The sequence below is a fragment of the Microtetraspora sp. NBRC 16547 genome (assembly GCF_030268965.1).
Classification (GTDB): Bacteria; Actinomycetota; Actinomycetes; order Streptosporangiales; family Streptosporangiaceae; genus Microtetraspora.
This window is the reverse complement of the sequence record NZ_BSSE01000007.1, coordinates 185,905-210,287: the sequence shown is the minus strand read 5'-3', so window position 1 is coordinate 210,287 and position 24,383 is coordinate 185,905. Positions and strand designations below refer to the sequence as shown.

The 24,383-nt window shown below is 70.7% G+C and carries 25 protein-coding genes; 10 read left to right on the top strand and 15 right to left on the bottom strand.

The genetic code is table 11. From position 1 onward, the window contains the following. Nucleotides 1-92: 92 nt before the first annotated feature. Nucleotides 93-389, bottom strand: coding sequence for a hypothetical protein (locus tag QSK17_RS13420; protein ID WP_285705001.1), 297 nt, complete (start codon nucleotides 387-389; stop codon nucleotides 93-95). 28 nt (nucleotides 390-417) lie between these two features. Here QSK17_RS13420 and QSK17_RS13415 point away from each other — a divergent pair, with 28 nt between their 5' ends. Then, nucleotides 418-750: a hypothetical protein gene (locus QSK17_RS13415; protein ID WP_285705000.1), complete on the top strand. Its 333-nt coding sequence runs from the start codon at nucleotides 418-420 to the stop codon at nucleotides 748-750. 58 nt (nucleotides 751-808) lie between these two features. Here the strand turns inward: QSK17_RS13415 and QSK17_RS13410 are convergent, their stop codons facing one another. Continuing rightward, nucleotides 809-2,023, bottom strand: a complete 1,215-nt coding sequence (locus QSK17_RS13410; RefSeq protein ID WP_285704999.1) for an anhydro-N-acetylmuramic acid kinase — start codon at nucleotides 2,021-2,023, stop codon at nucleotides 809-811. 68 nt (nucleotides 2,024-2,091) lie between these two features. Here QSK17_RS13410 and QSK17_RS13405 point away from each other — a divergent pair, with 68 nt between their 5' ends. Next, entirely contained in the window at nucleotides 2,092-3,102 is a 1,011-nt protein-coding gene (locus QSK17_RS13405; protein WP_285704998.1) for an N-acetylglucosamine kinase, read from the top strand. A gap of 115 nt (nucleotides 3,103-3,217) precedes the next feature. Here the strand turns inward: QSK17_RS13405 and QSK17_RS13400 are convergent, their stop codons facing one another. Continuing rightward, nucleotides 3,218-4,780: a glycoside hydrolase family 10-like protein gene (locus tag QSK17_RS13400; RefSeq protein WP_285704997.1), complete on the bottom strand. Its 1,563-nt coding sequence runs from the start codon at nucleotides 4,778-4,780 to the stop codon at nucleotides 3,218-3,220. A 137-nt stretch (nucleotides 4,781-4,917) separates the two neighbouring features. Between QSK17_RS13400 and QSK17_RS13395 the strand changes: the two genes are divergently transcribed. From QSK17_RS13395 to QSK17_RS13380, 4 genes are all read left to right on the top strand, one after another. Then, nucleotides 4,918-6,540: a glycoside hydrolase family 3 protein gene (locus QSK17_RS13395; RefSeq protein ID WP_285704996.1), complete on the top strand. Its 1,623-nt coding sequence runs from the start codon at nucleotides 4,918-4,920 to the stop codon at nucleotides 6,538-6,540. Further along, entirely contained in the window at nucleotides 6,537-7,436 is a 900-nt protein-coding gene (locus QSK17_RS13390) for a MurR/RpiR family transcriptional regulator (RefSeq protein ID WP_285704995.1), read from the top strand. The genes QSK17_RS13395 and QSK17_RS13390 overlap by 4 nt, the downstream gene beginning before the upstream one ends. A gap of 282 nt (nucleotides 7,437-7,718) precedes the next feature. Continuing rightward, nucleotides 7,719-7,892, top strand: a complete 174-nt coding sequence (locus QSK17_RS13385; RefSeq protein ID WP_285704994.1) for a hypothetical protein — start codon at nucleotides 7,719-7,721, stop codon at nucleotides 7,890-7,892. A gap of 151 nt (nucleotides 7,893-8,043) precedes the next feature. Beyond that, complete coding sequence (locus QSK17_RS13380) at nucleotides 8,044-8,451, top strand: nuclear transport factor 2 family protein (protein WP_285704993.1); 408 nt, start codon at nucleotides 8,044-8,046, stop codon at nucleotides 8,449-8,451. Nucleotides 8,452-8,607: 156 nt separating this feature from the next. On the opposite strand, the gene QSK17_RS13375 is transcribed toward QSK17_RS13380, so the two are convergent. After that, nucleotides 8,608-9,456, bottom strand: coding sequence for a phosphotransferase (locus QSK17_RS13375; RefSeq protein WP_285704992.1), 849 nt, complete (start codon nucleotides 9,454-9,456; stop codon nucleotides 8,608-8,610). Between the two features lie 698 nt (nucleotides 9,457-10,154). Between QSK17_RS13375 and QSK17_RS13370 the strand changes: the two genes are divergently transcribed. Further along, nucleotides 10,155-11,270, top strand: coding sequence for a MerR family transcriptional regulator (locus QSK17_RS13370; protein WP_285704991.1), 1,116 nt, complete (start codon nucleotides 10,155-10,157; stop codon nucleotides 11,268-11,270). A gap of 233 nt (nucleotides 11,271-11,503) precedes the next feature. On the opposite strand, the gene QSK17_RS13365 is transcribed toward QSK17_RS13370, so the two are convergent. Next, a complete protein-coding gene (locus QSK17_RS13365; protein WP_285704990.1) occupies nucleotides 11,504-11,959 on the bottom strand; it encodes a GNAT family N-acetyltransferase in 456 nt (151 codons plus the stop codon). Between the two features lie 214 nt (nucleotides 11,960-12,173). Between QSK17_RS13365 and QSK17_RS13360 the strand changes: the two genes are divergently transcribed. Continuing rightward, nucleotides 12,174-12,395, top strand: coding sequence for a hypothetical protein (locus QSK17_RS13360; protein ID WP_285704989.1), 222 nt, complete (start codon nucleotides 12,174-12,176; stop codon nucleotides 12,393-12,395). Between the two features lie 19 nt (nucleotides 12,396-12,414). Here QSK17_RS13360 and QSK17_RS13355 read toward each other — a convergent pair whose 3' ends face one another. Continuing rightward, a complete protein-coding gene (locus QSK17_RS13355) occupies nucleotides 12,415-13,593 on the bottom strand; it encodes a serine hydrolase domain-containing protein (RefSeq protein WP_285704988.1) in 1,179 nt (392 codons plus the stop codon). Beyond that, nucleotides 13,586-14,509 carry an N-acetylmuramic acid 6-phosphate etherase gene (murQ, locus tag QSK17_RS13350; protein WP_285704987.1) on the bottom strand — a complete coding sequence of 308 codons (924 nt, stop codon included), beginning with the start codon at nucleotides 14,507-14,509 and terminating at the stop codon, nucleotides 13,586-13,588. The genes QSK17_RS13355 and murQ overlap by 8 nt, the downstream gene beginning before the upstream one ends. A gap of 67 nt (nucleotides 14,510-14,576) precedes the next feature. Here murQ and QSK17_RS13345 point away from each other — a divergent pair, with 67 nt between their 5' ends. Further along, nucleotides 14,577-15,740, top strand: coding sequence for an exo-beta-N-acetylmuramidase NamZ family protein (locus QSK17_RS13345; protein WP_285704986.1), 1,164 nt, complete (start codon nucleotides 14,577-14,579; stop codon nucleotides 15,738-15,740). Nucleotides 15,741-15,750: 10 nt separating this feature from the next. Here QSK17_RS13345 and QSK17_RS13340 read toward each other — a convergent pair whose 3' ends face one another. From QSK17_RS13340 to QSK17_RS13310, 7 genes are all read right to left on the bottom strand, one after another. Continuing rightward, nucleotides 15,751-16,662: a GNAT family N-acetyltransferase gene (locus QSK17_RS13340; RefSeq protein ID WP_285704985.1), complete on the bottom strand. Its 912-nt coding sequence runs from the start codon at nucleotides 16,660-16,662 to the stop codon at nucleotides 15,751-15,753. After that, entirely contained in the window at nucleotides 16,659-17,669 is a 1,011-nt protein-coding gene (locus QSK17_RS13335) for an ABC transporter ATP-binding protein (protein WP_285704984.1), read from the bottom strand. The genes QSK17_RS13340 and QSK17_RS13335 overlap by 4 nt, the downstream gene beginning before the upstream one ends. Then, complete coding sequence (locus QSK17_RS13330) at nucleotides 17,666-18,709, bottom strand: ABC transporter ATP-binding protein (RefSeq protein ID WP_285704983.1); 1,044 nt, start codon at nucleotides 18,707-18,709, stop codon at nucleotides 17,666-17,668. The genes QSK17_RS13335 and QSK17_RS13330 overlap by 4 nt, the downstream gene beginning before the upstream one ends. Nucleotides 18,710-18,712: 3 nt before the next feature. Then, nucleotides 18,713-19,621, bottom strand: a complete 909-nt coding sequence (locus tag QSK17_RS13325; protein ID WP_285704982.1) for an ABC transporter permease — start codon at nucleotides 19,619-19,621, stop codon at nucleotides 18,713-18,715. Then, the gene (locus tag QSK17_RS13320; protein WP_285704981.1) at nucleotides 19,618-20,658 is read right to left on the bottom strand and encodes an ABC transporter permease; all 1,041 of its coding nucleotides are present in this window, start codon (nucleotides 20,656-20,658) and stop codon (nucleotides 19,618-19,620) included. The genes QSK17_RS13325 and QSK17_RS13320 overlap by 4 nt, the downstream gene beginning before the upstream one ends. A gap of 4 nt (nucleotides 20,659-20,662) precedes the next feature. After that, a complete protein-coding gene (locus QSK17_RS13315) occupies nucleotides 20,663-22,474 on the bottom strand; it encodes an ABC transporter substrate-binding protein (protein ID WP_285704980.1) in 1,812 nt (603 codons plus the stop codon). Between the two features lie 168 nt (nucleotides 22,475-22,642). Next, a complete protein-coding gene (locus QSK17_RS13310) occupies nucleotides 22,643-23,158 on the bottom strand; it encodes an LLM class flavin-dependent oxidoreductase (protein WP_285704979.1) in 516 nt (171 codons plus the stop codon). A gap of 131 nt (nucleotides 23,159-23,289) precedes the next feature. On the opposite strand from QSK17_RS13310, the gene QSK17_RS13305 reads away from it, so the two are divergent. Next, entirely contained in the window at nucleotides 23,290-23,634 is a 345-nt protein-coding gene (locus QSK17_RS13305) for an avidin-fold protein (protein WP_285704978.1), read from the top strand. 64 nt (nucleotides 23,635-23,698) lie between these two features. Here the strand turns inward: QSK17_RS13305 and QSK17_RS13300 are convergent, their stop codons facing one another. Next, nucleotides 23,699-24,325: an Lrp/AsnC family transcriptional regulator gene (locus QSK17_RS13300; RefSeq protein WP_285705054.1), complete on the bottom strand. Its 627-nt coding sequence runs from the start codon at nucleotides 24,323-24,325 to the stop codon at nucleotides 23,699-23,701. Between the last annotated feature and the right edge of the window lie 58 nt (nucleotides 24,326-24,383).

The following is a 24,383-nucleotide window of genomic DNA, read 5'->3' as shown; positions in this document are numbered from 1 at the left end:
GCCGGCCCTGTGGTCGGCCCTGTGGTCGGCCCGGTGGCAGGCATGATGGCCGGTCCGGACGGCGGACGCGCCGTCCGGACGGGATGGCGGGGTCACCTGCCCGCTCGCGCGGTCCGGGCGGCGGTCGCCACTGGGGTCGGGCGCCGCTCCTGCGACCAGGCCTTCGACTCCTCCGTGCGGCCGCGCTGCGCGAGCACGGTCCCGACGCCGATGGCGGCGGCCACGGGCCAGTCGATCACACCCAAGATGGCGAGGGCGCCGAGCCCTCCGTAGTACGCGACACGCTCGGGCGGCGGAAGGAACGACCGCGCGACGTCGACGGCGTGGCCGACCTCCTGACGGCCGACGTGCGGCATGTGCGGCATGTGCGGCATCTCGAGGTGTGGCATGTGCGGCCGGTGGAACTGGAGACTCACCATGGGCAGGTTCAGCGTGAACTGCCCGTTGTGCTGCTCCGCCACGGATATGGGCTTCACGGCGGACGGGACCGCGGTCTCCGCGGTCGGCTTCGCGGCGGCCCTCGTGGGCTGCTTCCTCGTCGCCGGCTTCCGCGTCGTCCGGGGCGTGGTGGCCGCACCTGTACGAGTCGCGCGGCCCGTCTGGGGCGTCTGCGTCACGATCGTGTTCCTCCTCACACCCGGGGAGGCGGTTCCCCGGAAAGACGGTGTGGAGGACGGCACCCGCGGTCGACGGGCCGGTCCCTCCCTCCTCTACATACTTGGCCCGGCCGTCATTAACGGAAAGCCCTAATCGCGTCCTTTTACGGTCCCATTCTCGATCCGGGACGCTCCGTCGCCCGAACCGCGGATCACCGCGCCGCGGTCACGCGGACACGCGCCGGCGGCTCCGCGAGGGGCGCGGGGAGCCGCAGCGGCTGCCGTCCCGGGGTGACGGTGCCGAGCACCCGCGCCCCCGAGGCTCCCGTGCAGGTGGGAACCGTCCCCGGCAGTCCGTGCGCGGTCAGCCAGCCCAGGAATGAGAAGGCGATTGCCTCCTTGGCGTCGGAGGGCACGCCCAGCTCGTCGCTGGCCAGGAACCGCGCGCCGGGCGCCCGTCGCTCCAGCTCTCCCATGAGGACCGGGTTGCGCAGGCCGCCGCCGGACACGACAACCGTGTCCAGCCGGTGCCGCCGGATCTCCGCCGCCGCCGTCTCCCCTGTCAGCGCGGCCAGCGTCGCGAGCAGGTCCTCCAGCCCCAGCCCGTACGGCGCCGCCACCCGCGCCAGGTATCCCTCGTGGAACAGCTCCTTGCCGGTGCTCTTGGGCGGCGTGCGCCGGTAGTACGGATCGGCGAGCAGCTCGGCCAGCAGCCCATCGTGGACCTTCCCCGCCGCCGCGAGACGGCCGTCCTCGTCGTACGGCCTGCCGGTCGCGGCGAGGACGGCCGCGTCCAGCAGGGCGGAGGCCGGACCGGTGTCGTAGGCGACGGCCCGGTGGATTCCGGTGGAGTCAGGCACGGCGGAGTCAGGCACGGTGGAGTCAGGCACGGCGGAATCAGGCACGGCGGAATCAGGCACGGTGAGGTTGGCGATCCCTCCGAGGTTCAGCGCCCCGGTGCGGCCCGGCAGCCCGGCCAGCAGCGGGAGGTCGAAGGCGGACACCAGAGGGGCGCCGTGGCCGCCCGCGCTCACGTCGCGGACGCGCAGGTCGGAGACGACCGGGACGCCGAGCCGCTCGGCGATCCAGGCGGGCTGGCCGAGCTGCAGCGTGCCCCGCGCCCGGCCGTCCTCCACCCAGTGGTAGAGGGTCTGGCCGTGGGAGCAGATCAGGTCGGCGGCGGGGCACTCCTCGGCCGCGCGGGCGAACGCCTGGCCGATCAGGGTGTCGAGGCGGCACACCTCGGCCATGTCGATCCGGTGCGGCGGCAGCGCCGCGACGACCCTGGCGCGCAACTCCGGCTCGTACGGCCGGGCGCCGATGTGCTCGATCACGCCGGTGAGCACGCCGTCCGCCATGGTCCAGTCCACGACCGCGCTGTCGATCCCGTCGTGGGACGTCCCCGAAATCAGCCCGAGCACCCGCACGCCTGCTCCTTGTCGGGATTCTTCATAGGAATATAGTTCTTGGAAGATTATCTACACATGGAGAGCGTGTGACGACTCTGGTCATCGGCGTCGACGGCGGCGGGACGGGCACCCGCTGCGTGGTGGCGACACGTACGGGCCAGGTGGCCGGAAGGGGACGCGGCTCGGGCGCCAACGTGCTCTCCGCCGCCGATCCCGTCGGCAGCCTGCGGACCGCGCTGGAGGACGCCCTCACCGGCATCGCGCCGGACCGGGTCGTGGGCGGCGTGTTCGCCCTCGCGGGCGCGGGCTCGGCCCCGGAGCGGGCCGAGCGCCTCGCCACCGAGGCGTGGCGGGCCTGCGGGCTGTCCGGACGGCCCGTGGTCGTGCCCGACATCCTCGCCGCGTTCGCCGGCGCCACCGAGGAGCCGTCGGGGACGGTCCTGATCGCGGGGACCGGCGCGATCGCCGCCAGGATCCACGAGCGCGCCATCGTCGCGCGCGCCGACGGGTACGGCTGGATCCTCGGGGACGAGGGGTCGGGGGTGTGGATCGGACGGCGGGCGGTACAGGCCCTGCTGGCCGCGCTCGACGGCCGGGGCGCGCCCACGGCGCTGCTCGACGGGCCGCCGGAGTGCTCGCTCCGCGACGCCCTTGTCGACGACACCCTGATCGACGTTCCGGGCGAGCCCGGCGCCAGAGGAGGGGCCGTGCGCCTCTCGCCGGACCGGGTCGTGCGTGCGGTCCAGGCCGGGGTCACGGAGGCCGGTCCCGCGTGGCTGGGACGGTTCGCTCCCGCGGTCGAGGCCGCGGCGCGCCTGGGTGACGCGACCGCTCTCGCGATCCTCCAGGAGGCCGCGGACCGGCTCGTCGCCACGGCGGAGTCCCTGGGCGAGGAGACCGGGCCGACGGTGCTCGCTGGGTCGCTGCTCACCAACCCCACCGTGCTGGCCGAGCTGGTCAGGTCCGGGCTCGGCCGCCCCACGCTCGCCGCTCGTGACGGCGCGGCCGGGGCGGCCGCCCTGGCCCTGCACCACGCCGCGCCGGACGCCCCTGATGCCCGGGAGGTCATGGCCGCCCACCGGAGGCTCATCGCCTGACCGGCGCGGGTCCCGGTCCCCGGCCCGGCCGGCACGGCTCCCTGCGGGGGCGGGAGCCGTACCGGCCGGGTGGGTCATCCGGGGGTGGATGGTGCGGGTCGTCCAGGTGCGCGGATCAGCGGACCGTGCGGCCGTCGCTCGGCTCGCTCATGCGGTTCGCCCGGTCCACGGCCGCGACGTAGTAGGTCACGCCCTGGCCGCCTTCGGGATCCACCCAGCGCACGTTGCGGTCCGCCGGGACGAGCGCGACCAGGTTGCGGGCGTCGGCGAAGTCGCCCGCCCCCGCCTCCCGGTCCAACCGGAAGACCGCGAACTGGAACGGGATGGTGCTGCCGGTCGCGACGATGTGCAGTTCGGCGCCTCCGGCCGCCCGGCGGGCGGTGGCCAGGACCGGACGCCGCGGGGCCTGGCCGTTCGCGAGGCGCGGCAGCAGCGGGCCGAGGGCCGGTCGGGTGTAGTGGTCGGTCGCGACCGTGGAGAGGGAGCCCAGCCGGTTCTCGCGCACGTCGGCGGCGCTGAACCAGATGTCCCCGCCGACCTCCGGATGGTTCCGGTTGAGCGTGAGGTGCCGGGTGAGCTCGTCCGGCTGGAACCACTCGGCAGGCTGCCCGTCGACACCGGCCTTGTAGGCGGCCTGGCCGATCCACAACTGCACGTCGGTACCGGCCGCCACGCCGGACCACCAGGGGATCAGCTTCGCGTAGTCGGCGTTCCACTGGCCGATGTACCAGTAGATCTGCGGCGCGATGTAGTCCAGCCAGCCCTTCCTGACCCAGCCCCGCGTGTCGGCGTGCAGGTTGTCGTAGGACTGGCCGCCGGCGGTGTCCGAGCCGAGGGGGTCGGTGGACTTGTTCCGCCAGATGCCCGACGGGCTGATGCCCCAGGCGACCTCCGGCTTGGCCTGCCGTACGCGCTGCTGCATCTCCTGGACGAGCAGGTCGACGTTGTGGCGCCGCCAGGAGGCGAGGTCGGGGAAGCCCGCGCCGTACTGCGCGAAGGCCGCACTGTCGTCGAACGCCGTGGAGTTGACCGGGTAGAAGTAGTCGTCGAAGTGCAGGCCGTCGATGTCGTACCGGGTGATCGCGTCCATCATCGCGTCCTGGACGAAAGCCCGTACCTCCGGAATTCCGGGGTTGTAGTAGAGCTTTCCACCGTACGAGACGATCCAGTCCGGGTGCTTGCGGGCCGGGTGCTCGGGGTGGAGCTTGGCCGGGTTCGACTGCATCGACACGCGGTACGGGTTAAACCAGGCGTGGAAGGCCATGCCCCGCCGGTGCGTCTCCTCGACGAGGAAGCCCAGCGGGTCGTAGCCCGGGTCCTGTCCCTGCACGCCGGTCAGCCACTCCGACCACGGCTCGAACGACGAGGGCCAGAAGGCGTCGGCGGTCGGCCGGATCTGGACGAAGACCGAGTTCAGCTTGCGGACCTGCGCCAGGTCCAGCCAGGCGAGGTATTCGGCTTTCTGCTGGTCGACGGTGAGTCCCGGCTTCGACGGCCAGTCGATGTTGACCACCGAGGCGATCCACATCCCGCGCATCTGGCGCAGCGGGGGGATGTGGCCGTCGGAGCTCCCGGCGGCGAAGGCGGGCATCGAGGTTAGGCCCGACACGGGGAGAGCCGTCGCGGCGGCGGCCAGAGCCAGGCCACGCAGGACAGAACGTCGGGTAGGTGAACTCATGCGGACCTCCAGGGGGCATGAAGAAGAAGGCACCGACCGCGACATTGGCAGAAACTTACTTTCAGATCAATGATGATGAAAGAAAGTGTCATCGATGTGTAACCTGCTTCAAGACGTCCACACAGGAGGGTGAGCTCATGTCCGCAAGCAGCTCCAGCCTGGACCGGCTGGCCATGACCGTCCTCCAGCCCGGCTTCGACGGCGTCACACCGCCCGACTGGCTCCGCCGGGCGCTCGCCGACGGCCTCGGCGGCGCCGTGCTGTTCGCGCGCAACATCGTGGACGTCCCGCAGACCGCCGCGCTCGTCGCCGCGCTGCGCGAGGAGAACCCGGCCGTGGTCGTCGCGGCCGACGAGGAGGGCGGCGCGGTCACCCGCTTCGAGGCCGGGCCCGGCAGCTCATGGCCCGGCAACCGGGCGCTGGGCGTGGTGGACGACGTCACCCGGACGGAGCAGGTCGCCCGGGCCATCGGCCGGCTGCTCGCCGCGGCGGACGTCACGCTGAACTACGCGCCCGTGGCGGACGTCAACGCCAACCCGGCCAACCCGGTGATCGGCATCCGCTCCTTCGGCCCCGATCCCGAGCTCGTCGCCCGCCACACCGCCGCCTGGATCACTGGCCTCCAGGCCGAGGGGGTGGCCGCGTGCGCCAAGCACTTCCCCGGCCACGGCGACACCGTCACCGACTCGCACCTCGCGCTGCCGACCGTCCACGCGTCCCTTGAGGTGCTCCGCGAGCGTGACCTGCCGCCGTTCCGCGCGGCGGTGGAGGCCGGCGTCCAGTCGATGATGTGCGGCCACCTGCTGGTGCCCGCGCTCGACCCGGACGGCCCCGCCACGCTCAGCCGGCGGATCCTGACCGGGCTGCTCCGCGAGGAGCTGGGCTTCCGCGGGATGCTCGTCACCGACGCGATCGAGATGCGCGCCGTCGCCGCCCTCCACCCGCCCGGCGAGGTCGCCGTACGCGCGCTCATGGCCGGTGCGGACGCGATCTGCGTGGGGGTCTCCTCCCCCGGCGGTGAGAGCGTCTACGCGCTGCGTGACGCGATCGTCGCGGCGGTCCGCGACGGACGGCTGCCCGAGGAGCGCCTCGCCGAGGCCGCGGCCCGGGTCCTCGCCGTCGCCGACTGGCACACCGCCCAGGCGGCCACGCGGCGCGCGGCCCAGGAACGTCCCGGTCGCGGATACGCCGAGGGGACGGACGAGGAGAGCGTCGAGGAGGGCGCCGAGAAGAGCGGCGAGCAGCTCGGCCTGGAGGTGGCCCGCGCGGCCATGCGCGTCGTCGTACCCGGCGCCCCCACCACCGGCGCCCCCACCACCGGCGCCCCCACCACTGGCACTCCCCAGCCGGTCCCGATCTCCGAGCCGCCTCTGGTGGTCCACATCGCACCCCGGATGAGCCGGGCGGTCGAGTCCGGTGCGCCGGTGGGCCTCACCCGTGAGCTGAACGAGCTGCTTCCGGGCACGGAGGGACATACGATCACCGCGGAGGCCACGACGCTTCCCGATCTGAGTGGTGACCGGCCGGTCGTGCTGGTCGTCCACGACGCGGGCAGGCACGCGTGGGTCCACGAACTGCTGGCGACGGCCGTACAGGCCCGGCCGGACGCGATCGTGGTGGAGACTGGCATTCCCGCTCAACCGGTTGGCGCGGTATATGTCACTACACACGGCGTCTCGCGGGCATCTGAGCGCGTTGTCGCCCGATGGCTCACCGGCAGCGAACGAACGCGACCCCGACAGGAGAAGGCAGAAGGGTGAACGAACACGAGGGCCCAACCCCGGTCAACCTGGTCGCGACGGTGCGGGCGATCCTGCCCTCCCTCACACCCGCGGCCCAGTCCGTCGCCCGGCTCATCCTGGACGATCCCGCGATGGTCGCCGCCAGCACCATCACCGAGTTCAGCGCGGCCTCGGGAACGAGCGAGGCCACGATCGTGCGCACCGCCAGGGCCCTCGGGTTCGCCGGTTACTCCCAGCTCCGCTTCGCCCTCGCGGGCGCGGTCGCGCGGGCCAAGCCCGAGCGCCTGGTCCCCGGCGACCTCGGGCCGGACGATCCCCTCACCGACGTGATCGCGAAGGTCACCCGGGCCGAGTCCGAGGCCCTCGCCGACACCGCCGCCCAACTGGCCCCGGAACGGCTGGCCGCCGTCGTGGAGGCCGTGGCCACCGCGCGCCGGGTCGACACGTACGGGGTCGGCGCCTCCGGCCTCGTCGCGGTCGACATGGCGCAGAAGCTGATGCGGATCGGGCTCCCCGGCCACTCCTTCACCGACGCGCATCTCGCCCTCACCAGCGCGGCGCTCGTCCGATCCGGTGACGTCGCCATCGGAGTGAGCTGCACCGGCGAGACGCCCGACGTGTTCGGCCCGATGCGGGTGGCGAGCGCGGCCGGGGCCACCACCGTCGCGATCACCAACAACCCCCGGTCCTCGCTGGCCGAACTCGCCGACCACGTACTGGTCTCGGCGGGCCGGGAGACGGCCTTCCGCCCGGGATCGCTGGCCAGCCGGATCAGCCAGCTCCTCATCGTCGACTGCATCTTCGTCGGGGTCGCCCAGCGCACCTTCGACACCTCAGACTCCGCCTTACGCGCCACCCGTGCCGCGGTCAACGGCTACCTCGAGGACTCCCGCCGGCGTACCAAGACGGGATGAGCCCGTGGTGGCTCGCCGTCGATAAGTGACGCCGCGGCGAGCGGCTGCTCCGGGACGCGTGGTGCCCGCCGTCAATGAGCGGCGGGCCGCTGTTCCGGTGTGCAACCTTCCGTGTTCGCGCCGCGTGATGCGGCGCGGGACTCCTACAGCCGCGGTTACTCGTGCGCCGCTGTCTTCAGCCGTCAAGGCTGATCATCACCCGCCGAGGGGAACTCGATCTGCGATGGTCCGCGACACGCTGTGACCGTGTTTTGCCGGGATCCGGCAGGGCAGGGGGCAGTCATGGCTGATCACGTAGGCGGCCGCGGGCACCGATGTTTCGCAAGGTTCTACGACACCATCACGCGGACCGCCGAACGAGCCTGGCTGGGGGCGGTGCGCGACCATCTGGTCGGGGACCTGAGCGGGCAGGTTTTAGAGATCGGCGTCGGCACGGGCGCCAACCTCGCTCACTAACGTGCGGCCGAACGGGTGGTCGCCGCCCCTGAGCGCCGCCTTGCATCGGGGCCGGAGGTCGGCTACCGCGGTCCCAAGCTGCACAAGAACCCTCGGGTAACACCTGTCGTGCGAGCCAGCGACATTCCTTCTGGTCATGAGGGGCTAACGGGTGAACAGCGCAAGTGATCCTGAAGCCGATATCCGGGCTCGGCTCCAGCAGCACTGGGAGGCATCCGAACGCGGGGACGTCGACGCTGAGCACGCGATCTACGCTGCAGACGCGATCCTGGACTACCCGCAGTCGGGCGAGCGCTTCAGAGGCCGGTCAAGGATCCAAGCGCAACGCGGCGGGCACCCGGCCGAACGCCACTTCACCATCCGCCGAATCCTGGGCGGCGGCGACCTTTGGGTGAGCGAGTGCGTGATCACCTATGACGGCGTGCCCACATACTCGCTCAGCGTTATGGAGATCACCGATGGTCTCGTAACGCACGAGACCCAGTACTTCGCCGACCCCTTCCCCGCGCCTCCCGGGCGCGCTGCGCTAGCTGAGCCGATTCCGGTCCGCGACCAATAGCCGATTGAGCTGTCGGGTCGATGGACGACATCGACCGGACGTCAAGGTGTCCACGCTCCAGGGGGAGGCTCCAAGAACAGCACGCACGGAATCAAACACCGCGATCGACTTGTCTTGGAGTTGGTCCGGGTGGCACAAACCGTGGCGCTGACGGGATTACGGTGTGCTCAGCGCCGCATCGATGGCCGCGCCATGGCGATCCAGCCAGGCCTCGCGCCGCTTGATCTCATTGCCGATGCCCTCATCCCACATCCTCGCCCAGCCGCCGCCCTGCTCCTCAGCTCTCTGCTTCATCAGGAACCACGCCCGCCGGGTCCCCAGCGCGAGCACCTCGACGACCCGGGAACGGTCGACCTCCGACATCCCGTAGGCGTCGGCCAGGATCCGGCAGCGGCGCGGCACGTCCACCTCCCGCAACAGCGGGTCGGCGTCGACGGGGTCGCACAGCGGCGCCCAGTACATCATCGCGTTGGCCACCTCATCTGCCCGGGTGGTCGGCTTGGCGAGGTCGAAGTCGATCAGCGCGGCCGCCTCACCGTCCCGGAACACGATGTTGTCCGGCGTGTAATCCCTGTGCCCGACCACCTCAGCCGGGTAGGGCGGCGCGGGCGGCATGCCCGGCGGCTCCGCGAGCCCCCGGCTCGGCCGCACTCCTTCAGGGATGACGAACCCCGCGACGGCGTCGTCGTAGTCGCGGACGAGGCGCCCGACGGAGGCCAGCCGCTTCTCGTCGGCGAGCCACGCCGGCCTCGGCCGCCCCGCGACCTCGCCGGGAACGAAGGTCAGCACCTCACGCCCGGCCGCGTCGATGCCGAGGAACCGCGGCGCGCCCGGGAACCCGGCCTCCTCCAGATGGCGCAGTAGCGCGTGGACAAGCGGGGCGTTGGGGCCGACCGGCCGGCGCACAGTGTCGCCGACCCGCACCACCCCCTCGGTGACGTCACCGCCGACGAGCGGGATCTCGGGGTGGGACTCGGACGATTCAACGTAGCTGAAAGAGTTCATTTTCCCTGGGGGTAGAGGCCAACGACTCGGTCCGCCGCGGCGAGTGCAGTCATGATCTCAAAGCACACGCCCCGATGCCGGATGAATTCGCGGCCGAGGCGAACCCGGTCGGCCACAACGGCGCGCCCGCCATCTCCGCGGACACCCTGCGGCACACCTTCGCGACGGAGCCGCGCGTGTGCGCCAGAGCCCATGCGCCCCGCGTGCCGGCCTCCTTCATGCGAGCATTCGGGTCTCCGGGTGCTGTTACTTCTCACCGGCATTCCAGGCTCGATCGGCCCCGGAGTGCTGTCGAAACCGACCGGCAAACACTGCTGCCGGTCACCCGCAGAATCAGCCGTGGGCAAGACCTGCTGGACTAACGGAATCGGCCTCGGATTCTTGTCTCAGCCGCCAGCGGCAAAGTCGCCGCGCACGGGTTCATCCACCGACTCGGCCGGCCATGGCGCATGGTTTCCCTTGCCCATGAGTCAGCTGAGGGTGTTGAACGTCGCTTCTGGGCGACGGCGGCCGTCACGGCCATACGGAAGGCGGCGGCCCTGCCGGCGTAGGTCATCGTCCGGGATGACAACGGAAGCGCACCCAGGACCCTGGCTGTCCTGGTCGACCCGGTCGACCCGGTCGCGACCGGCCACGCACGTGCTGCCGGGAGCGAGGCGCTTGACCCTCACGTGCCGTCAGACTGCATAGTCGGTGGCGTGGAGGAGCACTTGACCGTGGGACGCGTGGCCGAGCTGGCCGGCGTGACCGTCCGCACGCTGCATCACTATGACGAGATCGGGCTCGTGCGGCCGTCGGCGCGGACCGCAGCCGGGTACCGGGCCTACTCGGCGGGTGACGTGGAGCGGCTGCGGGAGGTGCTGGCCTACCGGCGGCTGGGCTTCGGGCTGCGGGAGGTCGCGGACCTGGTCGGCGACCCGTCCACCGACGCGGTCGCGCACCTGCGCCGACTGCGCGGCCTGCTGTTGGAACGGCGTGATCGCGCTGATGCCATGGTGGCGGCCATCGACAGGGAACTCGAGGCGCGGGCGAAGGGAATAAAGATGACGCCGGAGGAGCAACTGGAGATGCTCGGCGCGCGGCTGTACGACGCGATCGGCGGCGCTTACACCGCGACACGGCGCACCGAGCTGCGGATCGCCGCGCAGATCTGGGAAGCGCTTGGGGACGCACAGACGGTGCTGAATGTCGGGGCGGGTACCGGCTCCTACGAGCCCTCCGACCGCGACGTGATCGCAGTAGAGCCGTCGGCGGTCATGCGGGCGCAGCGGCCCGCCGGCGCGGCACCGTGCGTGGCCGCCGCCGCGGAGAGCCTGCCGTTCAAGGACCAGTCCTTCGACGCCGCAATGGCCGTCTCCACCGTTCGCCACTGGCGGGACCCGATCGCCGGGTTACGCGAGATGCGGCGTGTGGCCCGCCGCGTGGTGGTGCTCACGTTCGACGCCAGCGAGCCTGGATGGCAGCGCCGGTTCTGGCTTACTCGCGACTACCTGCCCGAGTTCGTCGGCCTCTTTACGCAATGGCCCTCGCTTGCCGGGATGGCCGACGCGATCGGCGCCCGCGCGGAGCCGGTGCCCATTCCGTGGGACTGCACTGACGGCCTGTTCGAGGCATACTGGCGCCGGCCCGGGGCGTATCTGGAGGATCACGTGCGCCGTGCGATGTCGGCGTGGACGAGGGTCGGGCCGGAGGCCGAACAGCGGGCGGTGCGAAGCCTCAGCGATGACCTCGCCTCCGGCCGGTGGGCCGAGCGCAACCGCGACCTCGCCGACCTCGACGCGGCAGAGCTTGGCCTCCGCCTGCTCATAGCTTGAACCGCGTCGCAACCCCAGCATCGTGATGGCTCGGCTCCCGCTGTGGTCGGCCGCCGAAGTTCGACAAGACCGACGACAAAGAGCACCACGCGGTGGAGTGCGGGATCAACCGCCTCAAGCACCAACGCGCGGTCACCACCCGCTACGAGAAACTCGCCGTCCGCTACGAAGCGACCGTCCTCGTCGCAGCCATCACCGAGTGGCTGTGACGCGGTGTGCCGTGGTTGTAGCGGTCACGCAGGCGCGGCGTAGCAGCGCACGGTCACTGTCTGAGCCGGACTCCACCGCTGGTCGACCGTGGCCAGCAAGCGCCAGCCCAGACGTTCGTACAAAGCGGCTGCCGCCGTGTCAGTGGCCACGACGTCGAGAACCGGGTACAGATCACGCTCCTGTGCCTCCCTCACAACCTCGGCCATCAGCAGGGCGCCGATTCCGTATCCACGAGCCGTGGGTGAGACGAACAGACGGCTGACCACCGCGGTGGACTGAATAGGCTTGCCCTCCAGACGGCTCCAGTGGATCGGTGCCACGTCCCCGGCCCCGCTACGGGACAGACCGATGTGTCCGACGACGCGCCCGTCCAGTTCCGCCACCCAGGACGCGAACTGGGAGGGCTCCATCAGCCACTCGCTGGGCCGGTCCGGCCAGTTCACCGGATAGCCGTCACGGTCATGGACCTGGGCGAGCACTCGGACGCACTCATCGACGTCAGACGCATCACGCGGCCTGACAACGCAGGCCGCCGGAGATCCATCAGCCGTGGAAACAGTCAGTCGAATCACCGAAGCATCGAAGCACACAGGGGCGCCTGCATTGCCACTCCCAACCAGCACTTCCGATACACGTCGGTGCGGCGGGAGAGCGGAGCGGAGTGCGGGTGGTTGTGGAGGCGCGCGTAAGACCGTGCCCTGTACCACCGCGCCCGCGACGGCCGCGAAAGCGGCATCACCAGAGCGCAACTATCACGGCGCGCCGGAACAGCCACCCGCCGCAGCGCAGCGCCACTCTCGGACGGCGAGTCGGCGGGCGTCGCCGGAGCAGCGACTGCCCTACCCGCTGCTGCCCGAGGCGGAGAAGGAGAAGGACCGGCTCGTGGTGCGCCTGGCGGTCGAGCTCTGGTCGTGAACGCCGGACGGCGCTCCGGTCAGGACGCGATCCGGAGCGCCTCGGCGGCGACGGCGTGGCGCAGGTCGCGGATGCCCGGCCGGCCACGTACGGGGTGGACATTGTTGGTCAGCAGGACGACGGTCAGCGCCCGTTCGGGGTCGACGACGAGGGCGGTCCCGGTGAACCCGGAGTGGCCGTAGGCGCGGCCGAGTGGCCCCACGATGGCGGGGTCGCCGATGCGGACGCCGAGCCCGTGGTCGAACGCCGCCCCCGTGACGCCCTGGTCGCGGGCCATCTCCGCCACCGTGTCCGGGCGCAGGATCGGCCCGCCCCCGGTGCGCAGGGTTTCCCCGAAGCGGACGAGGTCGTCCGCCGTGGAGAACAGCCCGGCGTGCCCGGCGACCCCGCCGAGGCCGTAGGCGGTCTCGTCATGGACCTCGCCCCTGATGCAGCCGGGACCGGGGCGGTCGGCCTGGTACTCGGTCGCGACGACGCGCGGGAGCAGCGCGGCCGGAGGGCGGTAGCAGGTGCTCGTCAGGCCGAGCGGCCCGATGACACGGGTGCCTACGAGCTCGTCGAGGGGCGCTCCCCCGGCGATCTCGGCCACCCGGCCCGCCGTCACCATGCCGACGTCGGAGTAGACGTACCGCTCCCCGAGGGGGTGGTCCGGCCGGGTGGTGAGGATCAGCTCCATCCGCGCGGCGTGCGCGGCGGGGCCGTCGCCGGGGATCTCCTCGTGGGCCCGGCGGCTCGGCGGCAGACCGGCCGTGTGGGTGAGCAGATGCCGCAGCGTGGTCGCGTGGTGCCCTCCGTACGCCGCGGGGAGCCAGGTGGCGACCGGCTCGTCGAGCCCGAGGAGGCCGTCCTCCACCAGCGACAGGATGGCAGCGGTGGTGAACAGCTTGGTGATCGAGGCGAGGTCGAAGACCGAGTCGCGACGGGCGGGGGGACGTTTCTCCAAGAGCGCCTCCGTGGCTCCTGAATAACGTACGGCCTCGCCCGCCGCGGCCGCGGCGACGACGGTTCCCTCCACGGCGATCACCGCGACCGCCGCCGAGCAGGCCGCCGGCACCGCATCCTCCAGGATCCGGGAGAGTCCGGCGGAGGTCTCCGGTGTGGAGACGTCCCGGACCGGATTCCCCGGGACGTCCGGCATGGCCCCGGAGGGATCGTCACCGGATCCGATGTCGGTGCGGTCGCCCGGCCTGTCAGGCACCCAGCGCTCCCCCAGACGCGGCCTGCCGCGCCGCCTCCAAGCGGTCGCCGTTGGCCTGGAGCAGCGCCTTGGCGTCGTCCGCCCCGAGGTCGTGCTCGATCATGAGCACGGCCGCCTTTACCTGCCAGCCCGCCGCCTCCAGGGCCTCCTGGGCGGTGTCCAGGCCGGCGCCGGTGATGTCGCCGACCATGCGGGCGGCCCGGTCGGCGAGCTTGGAGTTGGCCGCGGAGACCTCGATCATCGAGTTCCCGTACGTCCGGCCGAGCCGGACCATCGCGATCGTCGAGATCATGTTGAGGACGAGCTTCGTCGCGGTCCCGGCCTTGAGGCGGGTCGATCCGGTCACGATCTCGGGCCCGACGATCACCTCGATCGGGTGCTCGGACGCGGCGGAGAGCGCGGATCCCTTGTTGCACGACAGAGCCGCGGTCAGGGCGCCCCTGCGGGACGCCTCGCCGAGGGCTCCGAGCACGTACGGCGCCCGCCCGCTGGCGGAGACCCCGACGACGGAGTCGAGCGGGCCCACCTCCTGGGCGCGGATGGCCGCGGCTCCGGCGGCGTCGTCGTCTTCGGCTCCCTCGACCGAGCGGGTCAGCGCGGGCACGCCGCCCGCGATGATGCCCTGCACGAGCTCGGGGTCGGTGCCGAAGGTGGGCGGACATTCGGACGCGTCGAGCACCGCGAGGCGGCCGGAGGTCCCGGCGCCCACGTAGAAGAGCCGTCCCCCCTGCTTCATGCGGGCGACGATCGCGTCGATGGTGGCCGAGATCTCCGGGATCGCCACGGCGACCGCCGCAGGGACCTTGGCGTCGGCCGCGTTCATGAGCCTGGCGACCTGTTCGGTGGGCAGCCGGTCGATCTCGCTGTAGCGTGGATCGCTCTGCTCTGTGGACAGGTCGGCGAGTGGATCAATCATCTCGTTCCATGTCGCTAATTTTCACCGGATGGTTCCATTATGCAAAAATTCTTCGGAGAATGGGATCATGTCACATGTACGAACCGGTGCCGAGCGGCTCGCGGCCGATCCCGATCTCCTGCGAGGAGGCCGGATCGGCCTCGTCACCAACCCCACCGGGGTTCTTCCCGATCTGACCCCGACCGCCACGGCGCTGCGGGCGGCGGGTGTGCCGCTGACCGCCCTGTTCGGTCCCGAGCACGGGATCCGCGGCACGGCGCAGGCGGGCTTCAGCGAGGACTCGGGCCGTGACCCGGCGACCGGGCTCCCGGTCCTCGACACGTACGGCAGGCACGGCGACGCCCTGGACGCGCTGGTGGCGTCGTCGGGCGTGGACACGCTGGTCTTCGACATCGCCGACGTGGGGACGCGCTTCTACACCTTCGTGTGGACGATGCACGACCTCATGAAGTCGGCGGCCCGGCTGGGGCTGCGCTTCGCGGTGCTGGACCGGCCCAACCCGCTCGGCGGCACCCGCGCCGAGGGGCCGCTGCTCGACCCCGCCTGCGCCAGCTTCGTGGGCCGGGCGGCCATCCCGGTACGGCACGGCCTGACCATCGGCGAGCTGGCGCTCCTCCTCAACGAGTCGATCGGCGTGGATCTGACCGTGATCGTGAACGAGGGCTGGCGGCGGCACATGCGCTTCGCGGACACCGGCCTGCCCTGGATCATGCCGTCGGTGAACATGCCGACCACGGAGACGGCGCTGGCCTACCCGGGGACCGGCCTGTTCGAGGGCACGACCGCGTCCGAGGGCCGGGGCACCACCCGGCCGTTCGAGCTGGTCGGCGCACCCGGCCTCGACGCCCGGTTCGCCGCGGAGCTGAACCGTCTCGGGTTGCCCGGCGTGCGGTTCCGCGACACCTGGTTCACCCCGGCCTTCGGCAAGCACGCGGGAACGGCGGTACGCGGGGTCCAGCTGCACGTGCACGACCCGGTGGCCTTCCAGCCGGTGCTGACCGGGGTGTCGATGCTGCACGTCTACCACTCGCAGCACCCCGAAGGGTTCGCCTGGACCACAGCCGACGCCACCGAAACGGATACCACGGGCGGGCAGCACTTCATGGACCTGCTGTGGGGCTCCCCGTCGCTGCGCGAGCGGCTGGACGCGGGGGCGGACCCCCGCGACCTGTGCCCCTCCCCCTGCCACCCGGAGGCCTGGCTGTCCGGCGGGAAGCTGCTCTACCCGTGACATCCGGCCGTCACCGCAGGTCCCGCCGGTAGAGCCAGAAGACACGCTCCGCCCGCGCACCGACCGCGCCGGAGTAGAACCGGAGCGGCCCCACCCAGGAGATCTGCGCGCTCGACAGGCCCGCCGCGTGCATCTCGGCCAGGCAGCGACGCAGCAGCACGCCGCCGACGCCGAGCCCGCGCGCGGCGGGTGCGGTGCCCATCGGGCCGAACCAGGCGGGCCTGGCCCCCCAGGCGGCGAATCCGATGATCTCCCCGTCGCGGGTGGCGTAGTGGCAGCCGGTGGCCTGCTCGGCCTCCCACGCCCAGCTCTCGTTCCACTCCTCGCGGACGAACGCCGTCACCGCGGCCCGGTCGCCCGGCTCCGCCGCGTGTATGGCGACGCCCTTGGCGGCCAGCCGTTCGACGTCGTCCGCCGTGGAGTGACCGCAGGACAGGTCGGCGGTCATGTTCCAGGCGACGCCCTCCCGCTCGTAGCCGAGCGACTCGACCAGGCAGGCGGCAGGGGTGTAGCGCACGTCGATGCCCGGCCAGGCGTAGGCAGGCGGGTTGCCGGCGACGCGCACGGTCGTGACGCCTTCGGCTCGCAGCCACTCCTCGGCCGCCGCGACCAGCGCCCGCCCGCGTCCCTCGCCCCGGGCGTCCGGATGTACGGCGAGCAGATCGAGGTGGCCGACGCTGGGGTCGCGCGTGGACACGGAGGTGAGGACGACCCCGTCGAGGCCGTCCGTCGCCAGCGCGGTCCAGCGGCGGTCCGCCGGCGGCGTGGCGAGCCGGGCGACCAGCAGCGGCGCGTCGGCGGCGTCGAGGGTGAGCGCCGCCGCGGCGAGCTCGCCGAGCGCCTCGATCTCTCCGGACGCCTCGCGGATCCCTGCGGCGACCTGCCGGGCGGCGTCCCCGGTGAGCCCCTTGGCGGCGGTCACGAGGCCACCGCCGGGGTGGCGACGACGCTGCGGCGCTGCGGGTGGAAGCAGGCGTGCTCCTGGAGCGTGCCGCCGTCGTGGCCGAGCACGGGCAGCTCGGACGTGCACCGCTCGGTCCGGAACGGGCACCGGGCCGCGAACAGGCAGCCCGCGTCCGGCTGCGCCGCGTCGATGGCCTCGGTCGGCACCACGCGCTCCGCGCCCGGGACCTCGAGGCCGTGCAGCACCGGGATGGCCGACAGCAGCGACTGCGTGTATGGGTGCACCGGGTCGGAGATGACCGTCTCCACCGGGCCGCGCTCGACGACCTGGCCCCGGTAGATGACGTACAGCTCGCCGTCCAGGCCGATGTAGCGCGCGGTCGCGACGTCGTGCGTGATGAACAGCACGCTGACGCCGAGCCGGTCGCGCAGGTCTTTCAGCAGGCCCAGGATGCCGAGGCGCAGCGACACGTCGATCATCGAGGTGGCCTCGTCGGCGACGAGCATGTCGGGGTCGACGGTGAGCGCGCGGGCGATGACCACGCGCTGGCGCATGCCGCCGGAGAGCTGGTGCGGGTAGCGCGGCAGCACGTAGCCCGGGTCGAGCCCGACGAGGCCGAGCAGCTCCTCGGCCCGCTCGTCGATCCACGAGCGCGAGCGGCCGGTCTGCTTGGCCCGCAGGGTCAGCGGCGCGTCCAGCGTCTGGTGGATGGTGCGCGCCGGGTTCAGCGCGGAGTACGGGTCCTGGTGGATGAGCTGGACCCGCCGGAAGTGCGGCTGGCGCTGCTTCGGGCGGAGCGACGACATCGGGACGCCGTCGATGACGATCTCACCGGAGTCGTAGCTCTCCAGACCGGCGAGGATGCGGCCCAGCGTCGTCTTGCCGCAGCCGGACTCGCCGATGAACGAGACCGCGCCGCCCTTCTCGATGGAGAAGTCGACGCCGCGCAGCGCCGGGACCTCCCGGGCGCCGAGCATGCCGCCGCGCTGCCGGAACGTCTTGGTGATGCCCTTGCCGGTGATCATGCCTGCTCCTCCCCTCTCGTGGGTCCCGTCGTGACGGTCTCCTTCTGCTCCCCGTCGCCGGCCGCCGTGTGGCAGGCCACCACGCGCGGTCCGATGGTGAGGACGGGCGGCTCGCCGGTCTCGCACACGTCCATGCGGACGGCGCAGCGCTCGCGGAACACGCACCCGTCGGGCGGGATGGTGCCCAGCGTCGGCGGGCGGCCGGGCAGCGCCCTGGCCTCGTCGATGTCGCCGACCAGGCGCGGGATCGCCTGGAGCAGGCCCTGTGTGTACGGGTGCTTGGGCGCGCCCAGCACCTCCCTGGTCGGGCCCTGCTCGACCAGGCGACCGCCGTACATGACGGCGAGCCGGTCGGCGATCTCGGCGACGACGCCGAGGTCGTGGGTGATGACGAGCGTGGTGAGGCCGCGCTCCTCGTGGACCTCGCGGATGATCCGCAGGATGGTCGCCTGGGTGATCATGTCGAGCGCCGTGGTGGGCTCGTCCAGGACGACGACGTGGGCGTTGAGCACCAGCGCGAGCATGATGCCGACGCGCTGGCGCATGCCGCCGGACAGCTCGTGCTGGTAGGAGTCGAGAACCCGTGCCCCGTCCAAACCCATCCGGTCGAGGAGGCTCCGCGCCTCCTTGACCAGGCCGGGCAGGTCGTCAACATCGTGCGAGCGGCCCAGGTCGAGGAGCTGCTTGCCGACCGTCTTGAGCGGGTTGAGCGAGTTCTGCGCGGCCTGGAAGACGTAGCCGACGTGCCGGCCGCGCGTCTTGCGCAGGTCGTCGCCGCCCAGGGTCACGACGTCGCCGAGGCCGTCGATCTCCACGCTTCCCGACCTGATCCGGCCGGGCGGCTGCACCGCGTTGAGCATCGACAGCGCCAGGGTGGACTTGCCGGAGCCGGACTCGCCGACCACGCCGGTGATCGTCCCGGGTTCGAGCTCGAGGTCGACGCCCCGGACGGCGGGTAGCTCGCCCGCGCCGGTGCGGTAGACGACGGACAGGTCACTGATGCGGACGCCCGGCGCCCTCTTGTCAGAAGTCACGGACACCGGTCACTCCTCACGCAGACGGGGGTTGAAGATCTCGTCCATGGCGTCGACGACGAGCACGATGCCCAGGGTGAGCAACAGGATCGCCAGCAGCGGCGCCAGAAGGTACGGCAGGGCCGCGGTCGTGGTCAGCGCGCCGCCCCCGAACACGGCGAGGTTGAGCATCACGCCCCAGTTGTTGGCCTCGAACGGCAGGACGCCGAGGAAGAAGAGGCCCACCTGCGCGTACACGGCTCCGGTGACCGCGATGAGCATGTTCATCGCGATGTACGGGGCCATGCTGGGCAGCAGTTCCCTGCCGATGATGTGCGGCGTGGACAGACCGAGTCCCCTGGCGGCCTCCACGAACCCGCGCTCGCGCAGGGAGAGGGTCTGGGAGCGCACGGCGCGGGCCACGCCGCCCCAGCCGAGCAGGCCGAGCACGAGGCCCATCTCGATGGCGCTGGTGAACTTCCAGATCGTGGACAGCACCAGCATCAGCGGCAGGCCGGGGATCGTCAGCTTCATGTCGGTGATCCGCATGAGGACGCTGTCCCAGCGTCCGCGCCTGAACCCGGCGAACAGCCCGATGCCCGCGCCGAGCACGACCGTGATCACCGCGGTGACCAGGCCGGTCAGCAGGACGTAGCGCGATCCGGTGATGACGAGGGCGAGCACGTCGGTGCCCTCGAAGTCGGTGCCGAACGGGTGCGCCCAGCTCGGCGGCGCGTAGAGCGCCGACGTGTCACGCGGCAGATGTTCCGGGTAGAACATCGGCCCGAAGACGCCCATGAAGGCGAACCCGGCCATGATGACCACGCCGGCCATCCGGCTGGGCTTGCGCTTCATGACCCGCCAGACGCCGCGCCAGAAGTTGCGGCGCAGGGTCGCCGAGGCGCTGCGCGCCTCCGGCATGATCGTCGTCGCGGTCATGCCGCCTCACCTCCGCTTCTGACCCGGGGGTCGATGACGGTGTACAGCAGGTCGGCCGCGATGTTCGCGATGATGATCGCAACCGTGATGAGCAGGAACGCGCCGCCCATGAGGGCGTAGTCGCGTCCGGTGATGCTGTCGATGAGCATCAGCCCGAGACCCGGATAGTTGAAGATCCGCTCGATGAAGATGGCCCCGCCGAACAGCATGCCGAGCGACAGCGCGAGGATCGTGAAGAGCGGCAGGATCGCGTTGCGCGCGATGTACCTGAAGATGATCGAGCGCTTCATCCCGCGCAGTTCGGCGGCGAGGATGAAGTCGTCGCCGAGCACGGTGACCACGCTGGACTTCATGGCCAGGATCCAACCGCCGTAGCTGGACAGCGCGTACGTCACGACGGGCAGCGTGGCGTGCTGGATCAGCGAGCCGATGTAGCCGGCGTTGAAGCCCGGCTCGAACATGATGTCGGCGGTTCCTCCCGCGGGGAGGATGGGGATCAGCGTGGTGAAGATCGCCGCGAGCAGCAGCGCCAGCACGTACTGCGGCAGGCCGTGCAGCAGCGATCCGGAGATCGCGAGCAGGTCGCCGACCTTGCTCTGGCGCTTGATCGCGGCGTAGACCCCGAGGATGATGCCGACCAGGAAGCTCAGCAGGGTCCCGGCGAGCACCGGGATCAGCGTCCACTTGGCCGCGGACATGAGCACAGTCCCCACGCCGGTGCCCGGCACGTTCAGCGACTGGCCGAGGTCGAACCGGGCCAGCCCCTTCATGTAGTCGAGGTACTGCTCCCACATGCTGCCCGTCGGCATGAAGCCGTACAGAACGTTGACCGCCTGCTGGGCCGCCTCGGGCGACATGCCCTGCTCGACGAGCTTCTCGTACTTGGCCGCCATGGGGTCACCGGGAATGTTCCTGATGATCAGGAAGCTGATCGTGGTGACCACCAGGATCATGACGAGCCCGCGGGCCAGGTGGCCCGCGAGTCGTCGTGCGACAGCGATTACCCCGGAACGTCCCGGGACCCCGATGAGCGTCATGAACCTACTTCTTCTTGATCATTCCGAGCTGGATCCACACACCGGAGGTCTCCCGGAGCAGGTCGCTCTCGTTCTCCGGGAAACCGGTGAACCGGTTCGTGTTGATGAACTGCGTGTTGACGTAGTCCCACAGCTGGATAACGGGCAGGTCCTGGTTGGCCGCCTTGGCGAGCTGGCTGATGATCGCCTTCTGCTCGGACTCGGGAGCGGTGTTCAGCTTGCCGGTGAGCTCGCCGGGGTTGACCTTCCCGACGCCCTTGACATCGATCGTCTCGGGGCTGCCCATCCAGTTGCCGTCCTTGCCCGGGGCAGAGTGCTTGATCTTGCCGCCGAGGATGGACCAACCGTTGGAGGCGCCGTAGAGGCGCTGGTAGATGTTGTACGGCGCGGGGCCGAGGGCCACGAGCCAGAAGCCGACGTCGTACTTGCCCGCCGCCAGCTCCGAAAGGTAGAGCGGGTAGTCGGCGCTGGTGAGCACCTCGGCGCTGACGCCCGCCTCGTTGAGCTGGCTGGTCACGGCCTTGGCCGCGGACACCCAGTCGGAGAACGGCGCGGGCACGTTGATCGTGAACTTCCACGGCTTCCCGTCAGGAAGCGTCCACTTGCCGCCGGTCTTCTTCAGACCGGCTTCCTTGAACTCCTTCTCCGCCTTGGCCACGTCGAGCTTGTACGGCTCGAGCTCGCTCAGTTCGGAGCCCAGCCACGCCTCCGCGGGCTTCTGGTGGATGCCCGTGGTGGTCAGCGCGGGGGTGCCGCCCTCGGGAGAGGCGATCTTGGTGATCTCGTCCCGGTTGATGAGGTAGGCGAGGCCCCTGCGCACGTGGACGTTGTCGTAGGGCTTCTTGGACTGGTTGAACGCCATCGCGACCGAGACGGGCGAGAAGCCCTTGACGACCGCGTTTCCAGGCGTCTGGCCGATCCGCTTCATCACGTCGGCCGGCACCGCGGTGAACGGCGCATTGTCGAGCTTACCCGAAATCAGGTAGTTCCAAATCTGCTCGTTACCCGTGTAGTTGAGCAGCTTGACCTGGTCGGGGCCGACGTTGGCGGCGTTGTAGAAGTTCTTGTTCTTGACGAGAAGTGCCTCGCCCGGGTTCATCCGCTCCAGGGTGAACGGCCCGGCGGAGACGTCCTTGGCCGGCGCGAAGGCGAGCACCTTGTCCGCCTGGGCGGTGATCTCGGCGCGGGCCTTCTCGGCCTCGGCGCCCTCACCGCGGGCGGCCTTGAGGGTGTCCCAGAAGTTGGCGGGGACCGCGTCCTTCCAGATGTGGGCCGGGACGACGAAGCTGTCCATTACGCCACGGACGAACGTGACACTGGGGTTGCTCATGTCCTGAGAGATCTTGACCGTGTGGTCGTCGATGATCTCCACGTCGGAGGCCGCGCCCGCGGCTCCGGGGTCGACGGAGAAGGCCGTGCTGCCCTGCGTGTACGCGAGGGCGATGGAGAGCTTGACATCCTCGGCGGTGACGGGCGTGCCGTCGGACCACTTGTTGTTCGGCTGCAGGTGCAGCGTGATCGAGGAGTTGTCGGGCGCGATCTCCCAGCTCGCGGCGATGCCGGGATAGAACTGGTTCGGGTCGGTCAGGTGGTTCTTCTTCCACCCGAGCTTCATCGCGTTGTACCCCTGGAACATGTTGCCCTTGGGGTTCCACGGGTTGATCGGCCCGTTGACGTCGAGACCCGGCTTGAAGCCGTCGATGGTGGTGAAGACGCCGCCACCGGCTGAACTTCCACCCGTACTGGTGCTGCTGCACGCCGTCACAGTGACGGCGGCAAGGCTGAGCAACGACACAACCGCTGCTACACGCTTCATGGACCGCTCCGTGGGGGTCTATATATCGAGGCTGGACAGAGGGAACTTTTTCCGGACTTTATGGTGAAGCAGCGATGACGTCAATTATCTCCACAAGACGTGAAGCTTCTGTAACTTTCCTTCATTGAGTCACACGCGAAACCGATCGTCAGGCCCTGAAGTCCATGGTCAGGAGAGTGCCGCGCGGAACGCCCGGGCGAGGTCGAGCAGGTGGTCGTCGTCCCGCGCGGTGAGCTGGAGATCGAGCAGGATCTCGTCCGCGCCCGCCTCGGCCGCGGCGGCCAGATAGCCCGCGATCTGCGTGACCGTACCCGAGTCGGGGACGTCCGCCTCCGGCGCGGGCGCGGCGGTGACCTTCGGGTTGGCCCGCAGAACCATGCGGAGCGCGGCGGGATCACGTCCCGCGTCCTCCGCGGCCCGGCGGATCGCGGCCCACATCCCGGTCAGGACCGGGAGCGGCAGGGCGACGCCGAGCCAGCCGTCGGCCCGGCGACCGACGCGCTCAAGTGCGCTTGGAGCGAAACCGGCGAGGTAGACCGGCATCCCGCCGGGCGGTTTGGGGAAGACGCGGCTCGGCGGGACCTGCCACCGCTCGTCGGCGTAGCTGACCGGATCGTCGGTCCAGGCGGTGAAGTCGCCGGCCAGCCCCTCGGCGAGCTGGATGTGGCTGTACGACGACTCCATCGCTCGCGTGTCTGCGTCCTTCTGAGGGAGGTCACGGCCAGCTGGACGGAAGACGGCTGCCAGGGGCATCCGGCCGGCGAAACGTCCAGCATCGATTGCGAACTCCGGACGGATCGGCACGATGCGGGGTCATGGACGACAGAAATCTCAACGGCCGCAAGTTCGTGATGGTCAGCTCCACCGCGAGCGAGGTGGACCCGGACGGGCCGACCGAGTTCGTCTACACGGAGGAGGACGGCATCGTCTGGGGCAGCTACGTCGGCGACACGGTGGTGCACGGGCATTTCGTGGGTACCCGGGAGGACGACCGCCTGGAGATCACCTACATCCACCAGCTCAAGAAGGGCGGCCGGGCCGGCGGGAGGAGCACCAGCCGCATCGAGACGCGGCCCGACGGGCGGCTGCACCTGATCGAGGAGTTCCAGTTCGAGGGAGACGACACGACGCACGTCAGCGTCTGCGCCGAGGTCTCCTGAGCCGACGCCCGGCGTCATCATCCCTGTCGACATCATTGTCGACAATGATGTCGACAGCACGTCATCACCCCTGGTCCCGCTGCAGGCCGGCCCGGCTTTCGGAGACCCCTTCGAACCGCATCTTGCCCAGCGGGACCCCGTCACCCGATGCCTCGGCGGCGGGCCTGCGGGCGGCGGGCCTGCTGTCGGTCGGCAGGATGTACGGCCGCTTGATCACCTCGTCGAGGATGAAGACGGTCTCGGTGGCCTTGACCGCTGGAATGTTCGCCAGCCGCTCGGTCACCAGGGAGTGCACGGCCGCCACGTCCGCCATCCGCACCTGGATCATCGCGTCGTGCTGGCCCGTGGTGATCGCGCAGTATTCCACCTCGGGCATCTGGGCGAGCTGGGCGCGGAACTGCCGCCACATCTGCTGCCGTACGGTGACGAAGACCAGCGCGGTGATGCCCAGACCCGCGCGGACGTGGTCGATCTCGGCGGTGAAGCCCTTGATCGCCCCGTCGGCGCGCAGGGCCTCGAACCGGGTGTAGGCGTTCGCGCGGGAGATGCCCACGCGCTCGGCGAGCGCGGCCACGGAGATCCGGCCGTTCTCCCTGAGCACCTCAAGGATCTTGAGATGTGTCGAGTCGAGCTCCAGGCCGATGCCGATACGTCCAGAAGGAGTAGCCCCAGGAGTCGGGTAGCTTGACATTTCGGTCACGGCAGCTTCTCCCTCATCAGATTTGTCTCAGCATCCCGGCACACGCTGG

What these genes read in the sequence shown, in the direction of transcription:
- QSK17_RS13400 (WP_285704997.1), bottom strand. Translation starts at nt 4,780, where the DNA reads ATGAGTTCACCTACCCGACGTTCTGTCCTGCGTGGCCTGGCTCTGGCC.
- QSK17_RS13375 (WP_285704992.1), bottom strand. Translation starts at nt 9,456, where the DNA reads ATGAACTCTTTCAGCTACGTTGAATCGTCCGAGTCCCACCCCGAGATC.
- QSK17_RS13305 (WP_285704978.1), top strand. Translation starts at nt 23,290, where the DNA reads ATGGACGACAGAAATCTCAACGGCCGCAAGTTCGTGATGGTCAGCTCC.
- QSK17_RS13335 (WP_285704984.1), bottom strand. Translation starts at nt 17,669, where the DNA reads ATGATCACCGGCAAGGGCATCACCAAGACGTTCCGGCAGCGCGGCGGC.
- QSK17_RS13315 (WP_285704980.1), bottom strand. Translation starts at nt 22,474, where the DNA reads ATGAAGCGTGTAGCAGCGGTTGTGTCGTTGCTCAGCCTTGCCGCCGTC.
- murQ (WP_285704987.1), bottom strand. Translation starts at nt 14,509, where the DNA reads ATGATTGATCCACTCGCCGACCTGTCCACAGAGCAGAGCGATCCACGC.
- QSK17_RS13325 (WP_285704982.1), bottom strand. Translation starts at nt 19,621, where the DNA reads ATGACCGCGACGACGATCATGCCGGAGGCGCGCAGCGCCTCGGCGACC.
- QSK17_RS13420 (WP_285705001.1), bottom strand. Translation starts at nt 389, where the DNA reads ATGCCACACCTCGAGATGCCGCACATGCCGCACATGCCGCACGTCGGC.
- QSK17_RS13395 (WP_285704996.1), top strand. Translation starts at nt 4,918, where the DNA reads ATGTCCGCAAGCAGCTCCAGCCTGGACCGGCTGGCCATGACCGTCCTC.
- QSK17_RS13300 (WP_285705054.1), bottom strand. Translation starts at nt 24,325, where the DNA reads ATGTCAAGCTACCCGACTCCTGGGGCTACTCCTTCTGGACGTATCGGC.
- QSK17_RS13310 (WP_285704979.1), bottom strand. Translation starts at nt 23,158, where the DNA reads ATGGAGTCGTCGTACAGCCACATCCAGCTCGCCGAGGGGCTGGCCGGC.
- QSK17_RS13385 (WP_285704994.1), top strand. Translation starts at nt 7,719, where the DNA reads ATGGCTGATCACGTAGGCGGCCGCGGGCACCGATGTTTCGCAAGGTTC.
- QSK17_RS13345 (WP_285704986.1), top strand. Translation starts at nt 14,577, where the DNA reads ATGTCACATGTACGAACCGGTGCCGAGCGGCTCGCGGCCGATCCCGAT.
- QSK17_RS13415 (WP_285705000.1), top strand. Translation starts at nt 418, where the DNA reads ATGGGCAGGTTCAGCGTGAACTGCCCGTTGTGCTGCTCCGCCACGGAT.
- QSK17_RS13320 (WP_285704981.1), bottom strand. Translation starts at nt 20,658, where the DNA reads ATGACGCTCATCGGGGTCCCGGGACGTTCCGGGGTAATCGCTGTCGCA.